Genomic DNA, 15,060 nt, shown 5'->3' with positions numbered 1-15,060 from the left:
TCAAATTTGTTTTACACCTTACTTACCTATACAGAAGTTATGGAATATATTATCTAATAAATCCTCTGTTACTGTATCTCCATTAATATAACCAAGATAATCCCATATATTTTTTAAGTCTACTTCTACAAAGTCAAATGGCATGCTTTGTTCTAAAGCAATTAAAGCATCTGTAGCAGATTTATATGCTTTATTAAGTGCATCTTTATGTCTAGAATTTGTTACTACTAAACTAGAGTTATTTTTAACACTACCTTTATATACCATAGACTCTATTTTATCTTGTAATTCTTCTATACCTTCTTGCTGTAAAGCTGATATTTTTATTATACTATTATTTTCTACATATTTAAGTATTTTTTCTTCTTCAATTTCCTGTTTTAAATCATTCTTATTTAATAGTACTATTGTTTGCTTATCTCTAAGATTTTCTAATATCTCTATATCTTCTTCTGATAGCTTCCTAGATGCGTCTAAAACCATTATAATCAAATCTGCACTAGTAAATGATTCTTTAGACTTTTCAACACCTATTTTTTCAACTATATCATCTGTATCTCTTATACCTGCTGTATCAACAATTTTTAAAGGTATTCCTTTTATATTTACAAACTCTTCTATAACATCTCTAGTAGTTCCTGGTATATCAGTAACTATGGCTCTATTCTCTCCTAAAATAGAGTTAAGCAATGAAGATTTACCTACATTTGGTTTCCCAACTATTACTGTTTTTAAACCTTCTCTAAGTATTTTTCCACTTTCAGCTGTATCATATAATTTTTTAATTTCCTTTTTAAGTTCATCAGTTTTTTCCTTAAGAGTCTGATATGTTATATGTTCAATATCTTCCTCAGGATAATCTATAGCAACTTCTACATGGGCTAATATCTCAGTAACTTTATCTCTTAGTTCCCTTATTCTTTTTGATAAAGAGCCTTCTAATTGGTTTTGAGCAACTTCATGAGCTATATCTGTTTTAGCCTTTATAACATCAATTACTGCCTCTGCCTGTGATAAATCTATTCTCCCATTTAAAAACGCTCTTTTAGTAAACTCTCCAGCTTCTGCTAACCTAATATCTTTTGATAATATTAATTCTAATATTTTCTTTACTGATATAAATCCACCATGACAATTGATTTCTATTACATCTTCTCCTGTATATGAATTTGGACCTTTCATATATGCCAATAAAACTTCATCAATTACATTTTCATCGTCTACTATATTTCCATATATTAATGTTCTCTTATTATATTCTTTAATACTTTTTCCTGACATAGACTTAAAGATTTCTTCTGCAACCTTTAAGGATTTTTCTCCACTTATTCTAAGTATTCCTATACCACCTTCTCCAGGTGCTGTAGCTATTGCTGCAATTGTATCATCTATAAACAAATTTATCACCTCTTAATTTATAATTTTTTACATATAGATTTACTTTTGGCTAATCACAATAATGTAATAATATTAAAAAATAAAACCCCCTAATGTTTAGGAGGTTGATTTTATCTTTTACACTCAATTACTAATCTTCTATATGGATCGGTACCTTCACTATATGTAATTACATATTTGTCGTTTTGAAGAGCTGAATGTATTATTCTTCTCTCATACGGATTCATATAATCTAATTTTTTAGTTTTTCTTGTTTTCGCTACTTCTCTAGCAACTTTATTAGCATATCTTATTAAAGATTCTTCTCTTTTTGATCTATAGTTTTCTATATCTACAAGTACTCTTGTATGAGAATCCTTATTTATTTTATTAAGAGCTAATCCAGTTAAAAATTGAATAGAATCTAAAGTTTCCCCTCTTCTACCAATTAAACTTGCAGCTTCTTTGCCTTCAATATCAACCATGATTAAATTATCTTTTTGAGATACATTGACTTTGGCATCAACATTTGCATTTTTCAACATTACCTCTATAAAATTTTTAGCTACATCTAGTTCCCTCTCGATAACAAAAATTTCATAAGTACCATCTTTAGCACCTATAAGACCTAAAAACCCTTTGCTTGGATTTTCAAGTATTTCAACTTCTATATCCTCTGATTTTAAATTTAACTCTGCTATAGCCTTACTTATAGCTTCTTCCTTGCTTTTACTTTTTATTAATTTTAGGCTTTTTCTCATTAACTTTTTCCTCCTTAGAGTTAGCAGCCAGTTTAGCTTTTAAAGGATTCATTATTAAGTAATATTGAGCTATTGAGAATAAGTTACTTACTGTCCAGTACAACGTAAGTCCTGCTGGGAATATAAATCCCCAATAGAAAGACATACCTGCCATTACATATGTCATTACTTTCATAGAGCCTTGTAATTGATCTTTTGGAGTCATTACTTTTTGCATTACATATGCACTTGCTCCTGAAAATACTGCTAGTACATAATCTGGTGCTGTTAAGCTTTTTATCCATAAAAACCCATTATCAGCTGCTAAAAATGCAGCTTGATTTGCAAAAACGCCATGAGCAACTGGCTCTCTCAAAACGCTAAATAATCCTATTAATATAGGAAACTGTATTAATAAAGGTAAACAACCAGATAGTGGATTAATTTTAGCCTCTCCATATAACTTAACAATTTCTTCATTTTGTTTTTCTGGCTTATTTTTATATTTTTCTTGTATCTCTTTTATACGAGGTTGTATATCTTGCATTGCCTTTGTTGACTTAGTCTGCTTAACTGTTAATGGTAATAAAATAATCTTTACAAGAATAGTAAAAAGTATTATAGAAATACCATAGTGGTTAACAAATTCAAATATTACCTTAAGAATCATTCCTAAGAAATTTCCTATTATATTCAATTTTTTTATACCTCCTAATAGTTACTCTCTTTTATTTTAGAGGATCGTAACCTCCTGGATGAAAAGGATGACATTTTAAAACTCTTCTTACTGTTAAATACATACCTTTTACAAATCCATATTTCTTAAATGCCTCTATTGAATATTGTGAGCAAGTTGGATAAAATCTACAGGTAGGTCCCTTTAAGGGAGATATATATTTTTGATAAAATCTCACTAAATAAATACATAAATTCGATAAATGCTTACTTATTTCCTTTAATATATAAATTATTTTATTCAAAGTTATGAACCTCCATATTTATAGCATACAATTTAAATAGAAATATCCGTTCTTTTAACTAGGTTTTTTATAGACTTGTCTATGTCTTTAAAAGTAGCATCTTTACTAGATACTCTTGCTATAAATACTATATCATATCCAGGCTTAATTTTTTCATCAATATTTAATCTGTAGACTTCTTTTATTAGTCTTCTTACTCTATTTCTAGTGATGGCTTTTCCTACTTTCTTCGAAACAGAAATACCCACTCTACTATAATCTGATTTATTTTTAAGTATATATATTACTAAATATTTGTTTGCAAAAGATTTGCCGTGTTTATATACTTTTCTAAAATCAGAGTCCTTTTTTAACCCTTTAGTCCTATTAAAGTCCATAGTTAACCTCCATAAACACAGCTATGAATTGTAATTATTTACACAAAAAGGCCACCTTTGCAGCGGCCCTTTTGTAATTAATGAGTTAATCTATTTCTTCCTTTAGCTCTTCTTCTCTTTAACACGTTTCTTCCGTTAGACGTCTTCATTCTTTTTCTGAAACCATGTTCTTTACTTCTTTGTCTCTTTTTTGGTTGATAAGTTCTTTTACTCATTATTTTGCACCGCCTTTCAGATTTCATTTTCCGTTTATAAAAATAATAACTTTACCCTCAAAGTAAACATAACACATATAATTATAAATACTTTTACCACTGTTGTCAACGAGTTTTTGGGACGCTTCTATCACAAAATCTACCATATATATATTATGTATTTTTTTTATTGAAAATACTAGTAAAAATCTATTTAATTTTATTCTAAATTATTTTTTTCAATTATATACACAAATAAAGTAATTTTAACATGTTTATATTTTTATCAACAATTAGTTAATATTGTGGATAAATTAGTTACAAATCATTGAAGTTTGACATATATTTTGATATTATAAATATACTTGTTGATAATGTGCATAAATGTTATCAACTTATTAAAAATTATTCACAGCTTGTGGATACTTTTGTGTATAACTTTTAAGATTACTGACAATACTCTAGTTATAATCACCATTTATTGTATGTTTATGTTATTTATAACTTTATCTACATATTGTTTATATCTTTTCATATTTTTTTAATAATTTATACTATTATTAATTTATCAACACCATTATCCATAAATTTAGTTATTCTGTAAAATTTATATATGTTTTTGCTTTTCTGTTAATAACTTTGTGGAAAATATTAATTATTCTGTTCGGAGGTTTATATTATGGATATAGTTTCTTTATGGGACAAAACCCTACAATTAATAAAAGGTGACTTAACTTCAGTAAGTTTTAATACCTTTTTTAAAAACATCGTACCATTAAAAATACATCTTAATGACTTAATACTATTGGCTCCTAGTGATTTTAATAAAGATATCTTAGAAAACAGATATCTGCATTTAATTGAAGATGCCATAAATCAACTGTCATTAAAAAAATATAATATTAAATTTGTATTGAGCGAAAAAGAGGTTGCTGACCTAAATTCTGATAGTACAGATTTAAATTATAGAGTACTTTACCCTAACCTAAATCCAAAATACACATTTGATACGTTCGTTATTGGTAATAGCAATAGATTTGCTCATGCTGCATGTGTTGCGGTCGCTGAATCTCCTGCTAAGGCTTACAATCCACTTTTTTTGTATGGAGGAGTTGGGCTAGGTAAAACCCACTTGATGCACGCTATAGGGCATCACATTGTTAGTCAAAAAAAAGACTCAAAAGTTGTTTATGTTTCTTCAGAAAAATTTACTAATGAACTTATAAACTCTATAAAAGATGATAAAAACGAAGAATTTAGAAATAAGTACAGAAATGTAGATGTATTATTAATTGATGATATTCAATTTATAGCGGGAAAAGAAAGAACTCAAGAGGAGTTCTTCCATACGTTTAATACTCTTCATGAGGCGAATAAACAAATAATTATATCTAGTGATAGACCACCAAAAGATATACCTACACTAGAAGATAGGCTAAGATCGAGATTTGAAATGGGACTTATAACTGATATTCAAGCACCAGACTTTGAAACGAGAATTGCTATACTTAGAAAAAAAGCTCAATTGGAACGCATCGAAGTACCAAATGAAGTTATGTCATATATAGCAAAAAATATTAAGTCAAACATAAGAGAACTAGAAGGCGCCTTAACTAGAGTAGTTGCCTATTCTTCTCTTAGTAATAGAGTGATATCTTTTGATCTTGCTACAGAAGCTTTGAAAGATATTATAACTACATCTAAAAATGAAGAAATAAATGTTCTTAGAATAAAAGAAAAAGTATCTTCTGTATTTAGTATAAAAATGGAAGATTTTAATTCTAAAAAAAGAACACGCTCAATAGCTTATCCTAGACAAATAGCTATGTATTTAACGCGCGAACTTACTGATTTATCCCTTCCCAAAATAGGAGAAGAGTTTGGGGGTAGAGACCACACAACAGTAATTCATGCTCATGATAAGGTATCTAAAGATATAGCAGAAAGCGAAGAAATTAAAACTAAAATAGAGAAAATCATATCAGATTTAAAGGGATAATTTATACACAATTGTCTGTTTATATCTATTGGATAACTTGTTAATATTTTTTTTGAATAAAAATTATTAACAAATAATTAAGTCTCTAATAACAAAGATATTAACATTTTATACACATGTTGATATCTTTGTATTTATAACGTTATAAGTACTTATTAACATTATCAACAACACCTACTACTATTACTACTATGATTTTAACTTATTTTTTTATATAAAAGACCAAAGGAGGTTATCCACATTGAAAATAATTTGTAACCAAAAAATCCTAGCAAATAGAATTGGGATTGCTCAAAAAGCTATTAATGGAAAAACAACTATAGAACTATTAAAGGGTATACTTATATCTACAGAAGAAGGTCAATTAAAACTTACTGGATATGATGCTGAGATAGGAATAGAAACGTATGTACAAGCAGAGATTATAGAAAAAGGTGATGTTGTTGTAGATGCAAGATTATTTGGAGATATAATTAGAAAATTACCAGATTCATTTGTTGAGATAGAAACAGATTCAGAAAATAATATTTACATAAATTGTGTAAATTCAAGATTCAAGATTAAAGGATATGCAGCTAAAGAATTTCCTAAGCTACCAGAATTAAACGAAGAAGATTTATATAGCATACCTCAAGAAATTCTAAAAAATATGATTAAACAAACCGTATTTGCTATTTCACAGGACCAAACAAAACCTATTTTAATGGGAGAACTTTTAGAAATTGTGGATAGAAATTTGAATTTAGTCGCTATTGATGGATATAGATTGGCTGTAAAAAGTTGTTCAGTGGATAGTTTAACTGAAAATATAAAAGTTATAATTCCAGGAAAGACACTTATAGATGTAAATAGCTTACTTTCTGGGGAAGATAATGTTAAGGTTGGATTTAATGAAAAAAATGCTATTTTTATAATTAATGATACAAAAATTATTACGAGATTGCTTGAAGGAGACTTTATCGATTATAAAAAATTATTACCAAGAGAGCATAATAGTAGAGTTAAATTAAATACTAAAGAACTTTTAAATAGTATAGAAAGGGCATCTTTATTATCTCAATCAGAAAAAAATAATCTTATAAAATTATCTATAAGAGATAAAGTAATGGCAATTACTTCTAATACAGAAAAAGGAAATGTATATGAAGAAGTTGAAATAGATTTAGATGGAGATTATTTAGATATAGCTTTCAATTCTAGATACTTTATTGAAGGTTTAAAAAATATAGATAATGAAGAAATATTTATAGAATTTACTACAAATGTAAATCCTTGTATAATTAAACCAACAGATGATGTTAATTATATTTACTTACTACTTCCAGTAAGAATATCATCAAATATATAGCAGACATGAAGGAGTTGTCTTTTGTAGAAAAATTTTTCTAATATTAGACAACTCCTTTTATAAGCACATTTATGGTATAATATACTTTTAGTGTATCAATAGGGGTTTACCTAAAATAGTGACAAGGAGGAACTATTATGACTGAAATAACTATAGAATCAGAATATATAAAGTTGGACCAATTTCTCAAATTAGCAGAGATTGCATCAACAGGAGGCCATGCAAAATTTTTAATTCAAGAAGGTTTAGTGACAGTAAATGATGAAATAGAATTAAGAAGAGGAAAAAAGATAAAATCAGGAGATATAGTTGAAATAGAAGGAACTAAAATAAAAGTATTGTAAAAAAGGAGAACTTTTTGTGAAACTTAAAAGTTTGCAACTTGTTAATTTTAGAAATTATGAAAAGTTGCATCTGGAATTTAATGGAAAAGTAAATCTTCTTGTTGGGAAAAATGGTCAAGGAAAGACAAATATAGTAGAATCTATTTATATGCTCTCTTTTGGTAAATCATTCAGAACCAACAAAGATAAAGAAATGGTTAGATTTAATAGTGAAAATTTATATATTGGAGGAAGTTTTTCAAAATATAATAAATATAGTCTAATAGAGCTAATTATTGGAAAAGATAAAAAGGGGATACGAATAAATAAAGTCCCTTTACAAAAAATACAGGAATTACTTGGCAACTTAAATGTTGTCATATTCTCTCCTGAAGATTTGAGACTGGTTAAAGAAGGACCTAAAGAGAGAAGGACATTTATAGATAAAGAGATTAGTCAGATTATGCCTAAATATTATAAATATCTTACCAATTATAATAAAACACTTTCTCAAAGAAGCAGAGTGCTTAAAAGCATGCATGTTGATGAGGCTTTATTAGATGTATATGATGATACATTAGCAAAGTATGGAAGTTATATTTATATTTTACGTAGAGATTTTGTAAAAAAGATAGCTAATATATCTGAAAATATGCATATGAATTTGACTAATGGAATTGAGAAATTGTCAATTAGATATAAGAATCAAATAAATATAACTGATGAAGATACTATAGAGACAGTATATAATAAATTTTTAGCCAAGTTGTCATCGAATAGACCTAATGATATAGAATCTAAGACTACCAGATATGGTATACACAAAGATGACTTAAATATATTCATAAATGATTTAGATGCAAGACTTTTTGGTTCACAAGGTCAACAAAGAACAGCTTCAATATCATTAAAGCTATCAGAAATAGAATTAATAAAAAATGAAGTTGAAGAATATCCAATATTAATTTTAGATGATGTTTTTAGTGAGTTAGATGAAGCACGACAAAAACTTTTAGTAAACAATTTAAGCAATGTTCAAATGTTTATAACAAGTGCTGAGGTTTCACATAAAAAAATATTTGATGAAAAGGATGTTACAATATTTAATATTGAAAATGGCGATGTTATTAGCATAGAGAATGGAGGAAATTAAATGAAACAAGAATACGGTGCAAGTCAGATACAAGTATTAGAGGGATTAGAAGCCGTTAGAAAAAGACCAGGTATGTATATTGGTAGTACAAGCCCTAGAGGTTTACATCACTTAGTTTATGAAGTTGTAGATAATAGTATAGATGAGGCTTTGCAAGGATATTGTTCAGACATATATGTATCTATCAATGAAGATGGCAGTGTTTTAGTAAAGGATAATGGAAGAGGTATACCTGTTGAAATACATCCTAAGACTGGTAAATCAACTTTAGAAACAGTATTAACTAATCTTCATGCAGGAGGAAAGTTTGGAGGCGGAGGATACAAAGTATCTGGAGGTCTTCATGGTGTTGGTGTTTCTGTAGTTAATGCACTGTCAAAATGGATGCTAGCAGAGGTTTATTTAAATGGAAAAGTATACAAGCAGACATATGAAAAGGGATTACCAACATCTAAACTTGAAGTAGTTGGAGAATCACAAGATAAAGGAACAATGATTCAGTTCATGCCAGATGAGACAATATTTGATGAAATAGAATTTAAATATGAAACATTGGAGTATAGACTTAGAGAACTTTCTTTTTTGAATAAAGGTATAAAAATAGTATTTGAAGACAAAAGAGAAGGTCAAGAGAAAAGAAAAGAATTTCACTATACAGGTGGCTTGGTGGAATATATTAAGTATTTAAATAAATCTAGAACTGGTATACATGATGACATAGTTTATATAGATAAAAAGGTCGATGATTGTTTTGTCGAATTAGCTATGCAATATACAGATGGTTATACAGAGAACATATATTCCTTTGCAAATAATATAAATACACATGAAGGTGGTTCTCATTTAAGTGGATTTAAAGCTGCTCTTACTAAAACGGTAAATGATTATGCTAAGAGAAATAAATTTTTAAAAGAAAATGATGTTAACTTACTTGGTGAAGATATAAGAGAAGGTCTTACAGCAGTGGTATCAGTTAAATTACCAGAGCCTCAATTTGAAGGTCAAACTAAAACAAAACTAGGTAATAGTTTTATGAGAGGTTTAGTTGATAGTGTAACAGTTGATGAACTTGGGTCCTTCCTAGAAGAAAACCCAGCAACAGCTAGAATAATAGTTGATAAAGCTTTAAGAGCACAAAGAGCTAGAGAAGCTGCAAAAAAAGCAAGAGAGTTAACAAGAAGAAAAAGTGTACTAGAAAGTACATCCTTACCTGGAAAACTTGCAGATTGTGCAGAAAAGGACCCTGCCAAAAGTGAAATATTCTTAGTCGAAGGGGATTCAGCAGGAGGTTCAGCTAAACAAGGTAGAGATAGAAATAGCCAAGCTATACTTCCATTAAGAGGGAAGATACTTAATGTTGAAAAATCAAGACTAGATAGAATATTATCTTCAGATGAAATAAAAAATATGATAACAGCTTATGGTTGTGGTATTGGAGAAGATTTTGATATAGATAAAGCTAGATACCATAAAATTATAATTATGACCGATGCCGATGTAGATGGAGCTCATATAAGAACTTTATTATTAACATTCTTCTTTAGATATATGAGACCTCTTATAGATGAAGGTTATGTTTATGCAGCACAACCGCCTTTATATAAAGTAACAAAGCAAAAAAAGGAACATTATGTTTATTCAGATAAAGAACTAAATATCTTATTAGATGAAATTGGAAGAAATGGTGCGGAGCTTCAAAGATACAAAGGTCTTGGAGAGATGAATGCAGAGCAATTATGGGATACAACTATGAATCCTGATACAAGAACATTGTTACAAGTAACAGTAGAGGATGCGGCAATAGCAGATGAAGTATTTTCAATGCTTATGGGTGATAAGGTTGCTCCAAGAAAAGAATTTATAGAAGAAAATGCAAGATTTGTTAGAAACTTAGATATATAGAGAGAGGGGATTAGTATACATGGAAGAAAAAAACAAAATACTCCCTATTGAAATAGCGGAAGAAATGAAAAAATCATATATTGATTATTCTATGAGTGTTATAGCTGGACGTGCTCTTCCTGATGTTAGAGATGGTTTAAAACCAGTTCATAGAAGAATATTGTACTCAATGAGTGAATTAAATTTAACTCCAGATAAGCCTTACAGAAAATCAGCCCGTATTGTTGGGGACGTTTTAGGTAAGTACCATCCTCATGGAGATACTGCTGTTTATTATGCAATGGTAAGAATGGCTCAAGATTTTTCAACTAGAGCACTTTTAGTAGATGGTCATGGTAACTTTGGTTCTGTTGATGGAGATTCACCAGCAGCTATGCGTTATACAGAAGCCAAAATGAGTAAATTATCATTAGAGTTATTAAGAGATATAGAAAAAGAAACTGTAGACTTTAAACCAAACTTTGATGAGTCATTAAAAGAGCCTTCAGTATTACCAGCAAGATATCCTAATTTATTAGTGAATGGTTCTAATGGTATAGCTGTTGGTATGGCAACTTCAATACCTCCACATAATTTAGCTGAGGTAATTGATGCAACGATATATTTAATTGATAATCCAGAGTGTAGTGTAGATGATTTAATAAAATTTGTGCAAGGTCCAGATTTTCCTACAGCTGCGATTATAATGGGAAAAGAGAGTATAGCAGAAGCATACAGAACTGGGAGAGGTAAAGTTAAAGTTAGGTCTAGAGCTTTTATAGAAGAGCTTCCAAAGGGAAAACAGCAAATAATAGTTACAGAGATACCTTATCAAGTAAATAAAGCTAAATTAGTTGAGAGAATAGCTGAGTTAGTTAAAGAAAAAAGAATAGAAGGTATATCAGATTTAAGAGATGAAAGTAATAGAAATGGTATGAGAATTGTTATAGAATTAAAGAGAGATGCTAATGCTAATATAGTATTAAATAATCTGTATAAACATTCTCAAATGGAAGATACTTTTAGTATAATAATGCTTGCACTTGTAGATGGACAACCAAGAGTTTTAAATCTTAAGCAAATATTATATCATTATATTAAACATCAAGAAGATGTTGTTACAAGAAGAACTAAATTTGAATTAAATAAAGCTGAGGCAAGAGCACATATTTTAGAAGGATTAAAAATTGCTTTAGATAATATAGATGCAGTTATAAGCTTGATAAGAGCTTCAAAAACAGGTCAAGAGGCTAAACAAGGTTTAATAGATAAATTTAATTTAACTGAAATTCAAGCACAAGCTATATTAGATATGAGACTTCAAAGACTTACAGGTCTAGAAAGAGATAAGATAGAAGCTGAATATGAAGAGTTAATTAAGAAGATAAATAGATTAAAAGAAATTTTAGCTGATGAAAGATTACTTTTAAATGTAATAAAAGACGAAATTACAATAATAAAAGAGAACTATGCTGATGAGAGAAGAACTGAGATAAGACATGCTGAAGGCGAAATAGATATGAGAGACCTTATAAGCGATGAAGAAATAGCAATAACTCTTACTCACTTTGGTTATATAAAGAGACTTCCATCGGACACTTACAAGAGTCAAAAAAGAGGTGGAAGAGGTATTTCAGCACTTACAACTAGGGAAGAAGATTTTGTAAGACACTTAATAACTACAACTACTCATAGTAGACTGTTATTCTTTACAAATAAAGGTAGAGTATTTAAACTAAATGCATATGAAATACCTGAAGGTAAAAGACAAGCTAAAGGTACTGCTATAGTGAATTTACTTCAATTATCAGCAGATGAAAAAATTGCTACATTGATACCTATAGATGGAAATGATGAAAATGAATATTTACTACTTACAACAAAAAAAGGTATTGTTAAAAAGACTAAGAGAGAAGAGTTTAGAAATATAAATAAATCTGGTCTTATTGCTATAGGTTTAAGAGATGATGATGAACTTATTGGAGTAGAACTTACAGATGGAAAACAAGAAGTACTTTTAGTCACTAAAGATGGTATGTCTATAAGATTTGATGAAAATGATATAAGATATATGGGTAGAACAGCAATGGGTGTAAAAGGTATAACTTTAGGTAAAGACGATTTTGTTGTGTCTATGAACCTTTGTAGTAAAGGTACAGATGTATTAGTTGTAAGTAAAAATGGCTTTGGAAAAAGAACAAATATAGAAGAATACAGAAGCCAAATAAGAGCTGGTAAAGGAATTAAAACTTATAATATATCTGAAAAGACTGGCACAATTGTAGGTGCAGATATGGTTAATGAAGATGATGAGATAATGATTATAAATTCTGATGGAGTTCTTATTAGAATAAGAGTTAATGAGATATCACTATTTGGAAGGGTTACAAGTGGTGTTAAATTAATGAAAACTAATGACGAGGTCAATGTAGTTTCGATTGCCAAAATAAATATTGAAGAAGAATAGGATAAATATCCTATTCTTTTTGTATAATGTACTTAGATAAAAATTTAAAATTGAAAGGAGTAATTGTTATGTGTAATAAAAAAAGTTGTAAAAAAGGTGGATTTTTATTAATAGGAGCTATTTTAGGTTTTGTATTTGGTCTGTTTTTTGCACCAAAAAAAGGTTCTGAATTAAGAAAAGAAACAAAAGAGAAGTTTAATGATGTGAAAGAAAATCCAAAAGAAGTTCTACATGAAACATTTAATGATGTCAAAGAGAGAATAATAAATTTAGTAGATGATGATAATAATGAAGAAGATATAAAGATTTCTGAAGAAGATATAGTAATAAGTAAAAGCTTTGATGAGGAGGGAGATGTTAACTAATGAATGCATGGGGGTGGCAGATTGGAGCAGTGTTAGTAGGTAGTTCTGCTCTTATAGTAGCAATTTATTTAGCAAAAACTCTAAATAGTCTAAATAAGGTTGTTGAAAAGGCTTATAAAATTGTAGATTATAATGAGAGACACATACAGGATATTGTTGAGAATGCGTCATCAATATCAAAGGGAATAGATGATATAGTTTATGTAATTAACAAAATAATGAGTATAGGAAATATATTTAAAATTATTAAGAGGAAATAGGAGGTTTTTACATGTCTATGAATATAGATTCAAATTTAGATTCTCAAAATAAATTTTGGAATGTTTGTCTTGATGGAGAACTTGATGTTTCTACAGCAGATAAACTAAAGGAACATTTGCATAACTTGATAGAAAAAAATATGTTAGATGTAAAAATTAATCTTAAAGATTTAGATTATATAGATTCAACAGGTTTAGGAGCTATGATAGGTGTATTAAAAAAATTAAAAATAAACGAAAAAGAGATATACATAGTAAATCCTAAAAGTAATGTCAGAAAGATTTTTACTATAACAGGTCTAGATAAAATATTTAAAGTGGAGGGATAGACTTTGGCTTGTGAGACTATAAAGATGGAAATTACTACAAATCCGGATTATGTTAGCATAATAAGATTAACAGCGTCTGGAATTGCTAATAAAATGGGATTTCCAATAGATGATATAGAAGATATAAAGGTAGCAGTATCAGAAGCGTGTACAAACGCAATAAAGCACAGTAAAGATGATGTGTTCAATATAGTATTTAATATCTTAGACAATGCAATTAATATAGAAATTCAGGATAATGGAAAAGGATACGATGTTAGCTCAATAAGTACACCAGATTTAGAGAATCCAAAAGAGAGTGGTCTTGGACTATTTATAATTAGAACTTTAATGGATGATGTAGATATTGAATCGGAACACAATCAAGGAACAAAAATAAAAATGACTAAATATTTAGGAGTTGATATTTAATGAAAAATGTAGCTAATGCTACACATTACCTAAATATGGATACAAAAGAGCTATTTAATTTATATAATAAAAATAAAAATGTAGATATTAGGAATATTCTTATTGAAAGGCATCTGTATTTAGCAAGATTGTTAGCTAAGAAGTATATAAATAAGGGTGTTGATTTTGAAGATATATATCAAGTTGCTTCATTAGCGTTAATTTATGCTATTGATAGATATGATGTTGAAAAAGGATTTGAATTCTCCAGTTTCGCGACACCAACTATAGTAGGAGAAATAAAAAAATATTTTAGAGATAAAGTATGGACACTTAGAGTACCAAGAAGAATACAGGAACTAAGTAAAAAGATAAGTGATGCAAAGATTAAATTGGAGCAAGAAAATAAAAAGCATCCAAAAGTAAAAGATATAGCTGATTATATAGGAGTTAGTGAAGAAGATGTTCTAGAGGCTATGGAAGCTTCTTACGGGTATCAACCTATGTCTTTAGATTCATCAAGTAATGATGATTCAGAAGATAAAGATATAACTCTTATTGACAAGATAGGAAAAGAAGAAGGTAATTTTGGAAGTATAGAGTATGAAGATTTTATTAATAAGTTTATTAAAACTTTGAATGAATTGGAAGTAAAAATATTTAAAGATAGATTTTTCTTTGATAAAACACAATCTAGTATAGCTAAGGAATTAGAGATATCTCAGATGACTGTTTCTAGACTGGAGAAAAAAGTAGTAGAAAAGCTAAAAAAAGAATATGAAAAGAATTTATAAAAAAATATAAAAAAAGTATTGACCTACTGTTTTAAAGGTGGTATAGTATTACTTGTCCTTGAAAAAAGGAAAAAGAAATAAAT

General features: G+C 28.6%; 17 protein-coding genes. 11 read left to right on the top strand and 6 right to left on the bottom strand.

The window, feature by feature from the left end:
• Nucleotides 1-18: 18 nt before the first annotated feature.
• From mnmE to rpmH, 6 genes are all read right to left on the bottom strand, one after another.
• Nucleotides 19-1,398: a tRNA uridine-5-carboxymethylaminomethyl(34) synthesis GTPase MnmE gene (gene mnmE / locus Q3304_RS17340; protein WP_054272091.1), complete on the bottom strand. Its 1,380-nt coding sequence runs from the start codon at nt 1,396-1,398 to the stop codon at nt 19-21.
• A gap of 110 nt (nt 1,399-1,508) precedes the next feature.
• Complete coding sequence (jag, locus tag Q3304_RS17335) at nt 1,509-2,138, bottom strand: RNA-binding cell elongation regulator Jag/EloR (protein ID WP_407814368.1); 630 nt, start codon at nt 2,136-2,138, stop codon at nt 1,509-1,511.
• The gene (locus Q3304_RS17330; RefSeq protein ID WP_021386599.1) at nt 2,107-2,814 is read right to left on the bottom strand and encodes a YidC/Oxa1 family membrane protein insertase; all 708 of its coding nucleotides are present in this window, start codon (nt 2,812-2,814) and stop codon (nt 2,107-2,109) included. Before Q3304_RS17330 ends, jag begins: the two co-directional genes overlap by 32 nt.
• 31 nt (nt 2,815-2,845) lie before the next feature.
• A complete protein-coding gene (gene yidD, locus Q3304_RS17325) occupies nt 2,846-3,097 on the bottom strand; it encodes a membrane protein insertion efficiency factor YidD (RefSeq protein WP_021386578.1) in 252 nt (83 codons plus the stop codon).
• 32 nt (nt 3,098-3,129) lie between these two features.
• A complete protein-coding gene (rnpA, locus tag Q3304_RS17320; RefSeq protein ID WP_003420486.1) occupies nt 3,130-3,474 on the bottom strand; it encodes a ribonuclease P protein component in 345 nt (114 codons plus the stop codon).
• Between the two features lie 77 nt (nt 3,475-3,551).
• The gene (gene rpmH, locus Q3304_RS17315) at nt 3,552-3,689 is read right to left on the bottom strand and encodes a 50S ribosomal protein L34 (RefSeq protein WP_003420485.1); all 138 of its coding nucleotides are present in this window, start codon (nt 3,687-3,689) and stop codon (nt 3,552-3,554) included.
• Between the two features lie 658 nt (nt 3,690-4,347).
• On the opposite strand from rpmH, the gene dnaA reads away from it, so the two are divergent.
• From dnaA to Q3304_RS17260, 11 genes are all read left to right on the top strand, one after another.
• Nucleotides 4,348-5,667, top strand: coding sequence for a chromosomal replication initiator protein DnaA (gene dnaA / locus Q3304_RS17310; RefSeq protein ID WP_054268626.1), 1,320 nt, complete (start codon nt 4,348-4,350; stop codon nt 5,665-5,667).
• 241 nt (nt 5,668-5,908) lie between these two features.
• Nucleotides 5,909-7,015 carry a DNA polymerase III subunit beta gene (gene dnaN, locus Q3304_RS17305; protein ID WP_021408963.1) on the top strand — a complete coding sequence of 369 codons (1,107 nt, stop codon included), beginning with the start codon at nt 5,909-5,911 and terminating at the stop codon, nt 7,013-7,015.
• 137 nt (nt 7,016-7,152) lie between these two features.
• On the top strand, nt 7,153-7,359 hold the full coding sequence (gene yaaA / locus Q3304_RS17300; RefSeq protein WP_003420479.1) for a S4 domain-containing protein YaaA: 207 nt from the start codon (nt 7,153-7,155) through the stop codon (nt 7,357-7,359).
• A gap of 16 nt (nt 7,360-7,375) precedes the next feature.
• Entirely contained in the window at nt 7,376-8,491 is a 1,116-nt protein-coding gene (gene recF / locus Q3304_RS17295) for a DNA replication/repair protein RecF (RefSeq protein ID WP_054268627.1), read from the top strand.
• Nucleotides 8,492-10,393 carry a DNA topoisomerase (ATP-hydrolyzing) subunit B gene (gene gyrB, locus Q3304_RS17290; RefSeq protein WP_054268628.1) on the top strand — a complete coding sequence of 634 codons (1,902 nt, stop codon included), beginning with the start codon at nt 8,492-8,494 and terminating at the stop codon, nt 10,391-10,393.
• 19 nt (nt 10,394-10,412) lie between these two features.
• On the top strand, nt 10,413-12,839 hold the full coding sequence (gene gyrA / locus Q3304_RS17285) for a DNA gyrase subunit A (RefSeq protein WP_407814367.1): 2,427 nt from the start codon (nt 10,413-10,415) through the stop codon (nt 12,837-12,839).
• Between the two features lie 68 nt (nt 12,840-12,907).
• Nucleotides 12,908-13,204 carry a YtxH domain-containing protein gene (locus Q3304_RS17280; RefSeq protein WP_054268630.1) on the top strand — a complete coding sequence of 99 codons (297 nt, stop codon included), beginning with the start codon at nt 12,908-12,910 and terminating at the stop codon, nt 13,202-13,204.
• Complete coding sequence (locus tag Q3304_RS17275) at nt 13,204-13,464, top strand: hypothetical protein (RefSeq protein WP_021386594.1); 261 nt, start codon at nt 13,204-13,206, stop codon at nt 13,462-13,464. Before Q3304_RS17280 ends, Q3304_RS17275 begins: the two co-directional genes overlap by 1 nt.
• 11 nt (nt 13,465-13,475) lie before the next feature.
• On the top strand, nt 13,476-13,793 hold the full coding sequence (locus Q3304_RS17270) for an STAS domain-containing protein (protein ID WP_054268631.1): 318 nt from the start codon (nt 13,476-13,478) through the stop codon (nt 13,791-13,793).
• Nucleotides 13,794-13,796: 3 nt separating this feature from the next.
• Nucleotides 13,797-14,204, top strand: a complete 408-nt coding sequence (locus tag Q3304_RS17265) for an ATP-binding protein (RefSeq protein WP_021386612.1) — start codon at nt 13,797-13,799, stop codon at nt 14,202-14,204.
• On the top strand, nt 14,204-14,977 hold the full coding sequence (locus tag Q3304_RS17260; protein ID WP_021386626.1) for a SigB/SigF/SigG family RNA polymerase sigma factor: 774 nt from the start codon (nt 14,204-14,206) through the stop codon (nt 14,975-14,977). The genes Q3304_RS17265 and Q3304_RS17260 overlap by 1 nt, the downstream gene beginning before the upstream one ends.
• Nucleotides 14,978-15,060 lie beyond the last annotated feature (83 nt).

It is taken from the genome of Clostridioides sp. GD02377 (assembly GCF_045899875.1).
GTDB lineage: Bacteria > Bacillota > Clostridia > Peptostreptococcales > Peptostreptococcaceae > Clostridioides > Clostridioides difficile_A.
This window is presented reverse-complemented; position numbering and strand designations above follow the sequence as displayed.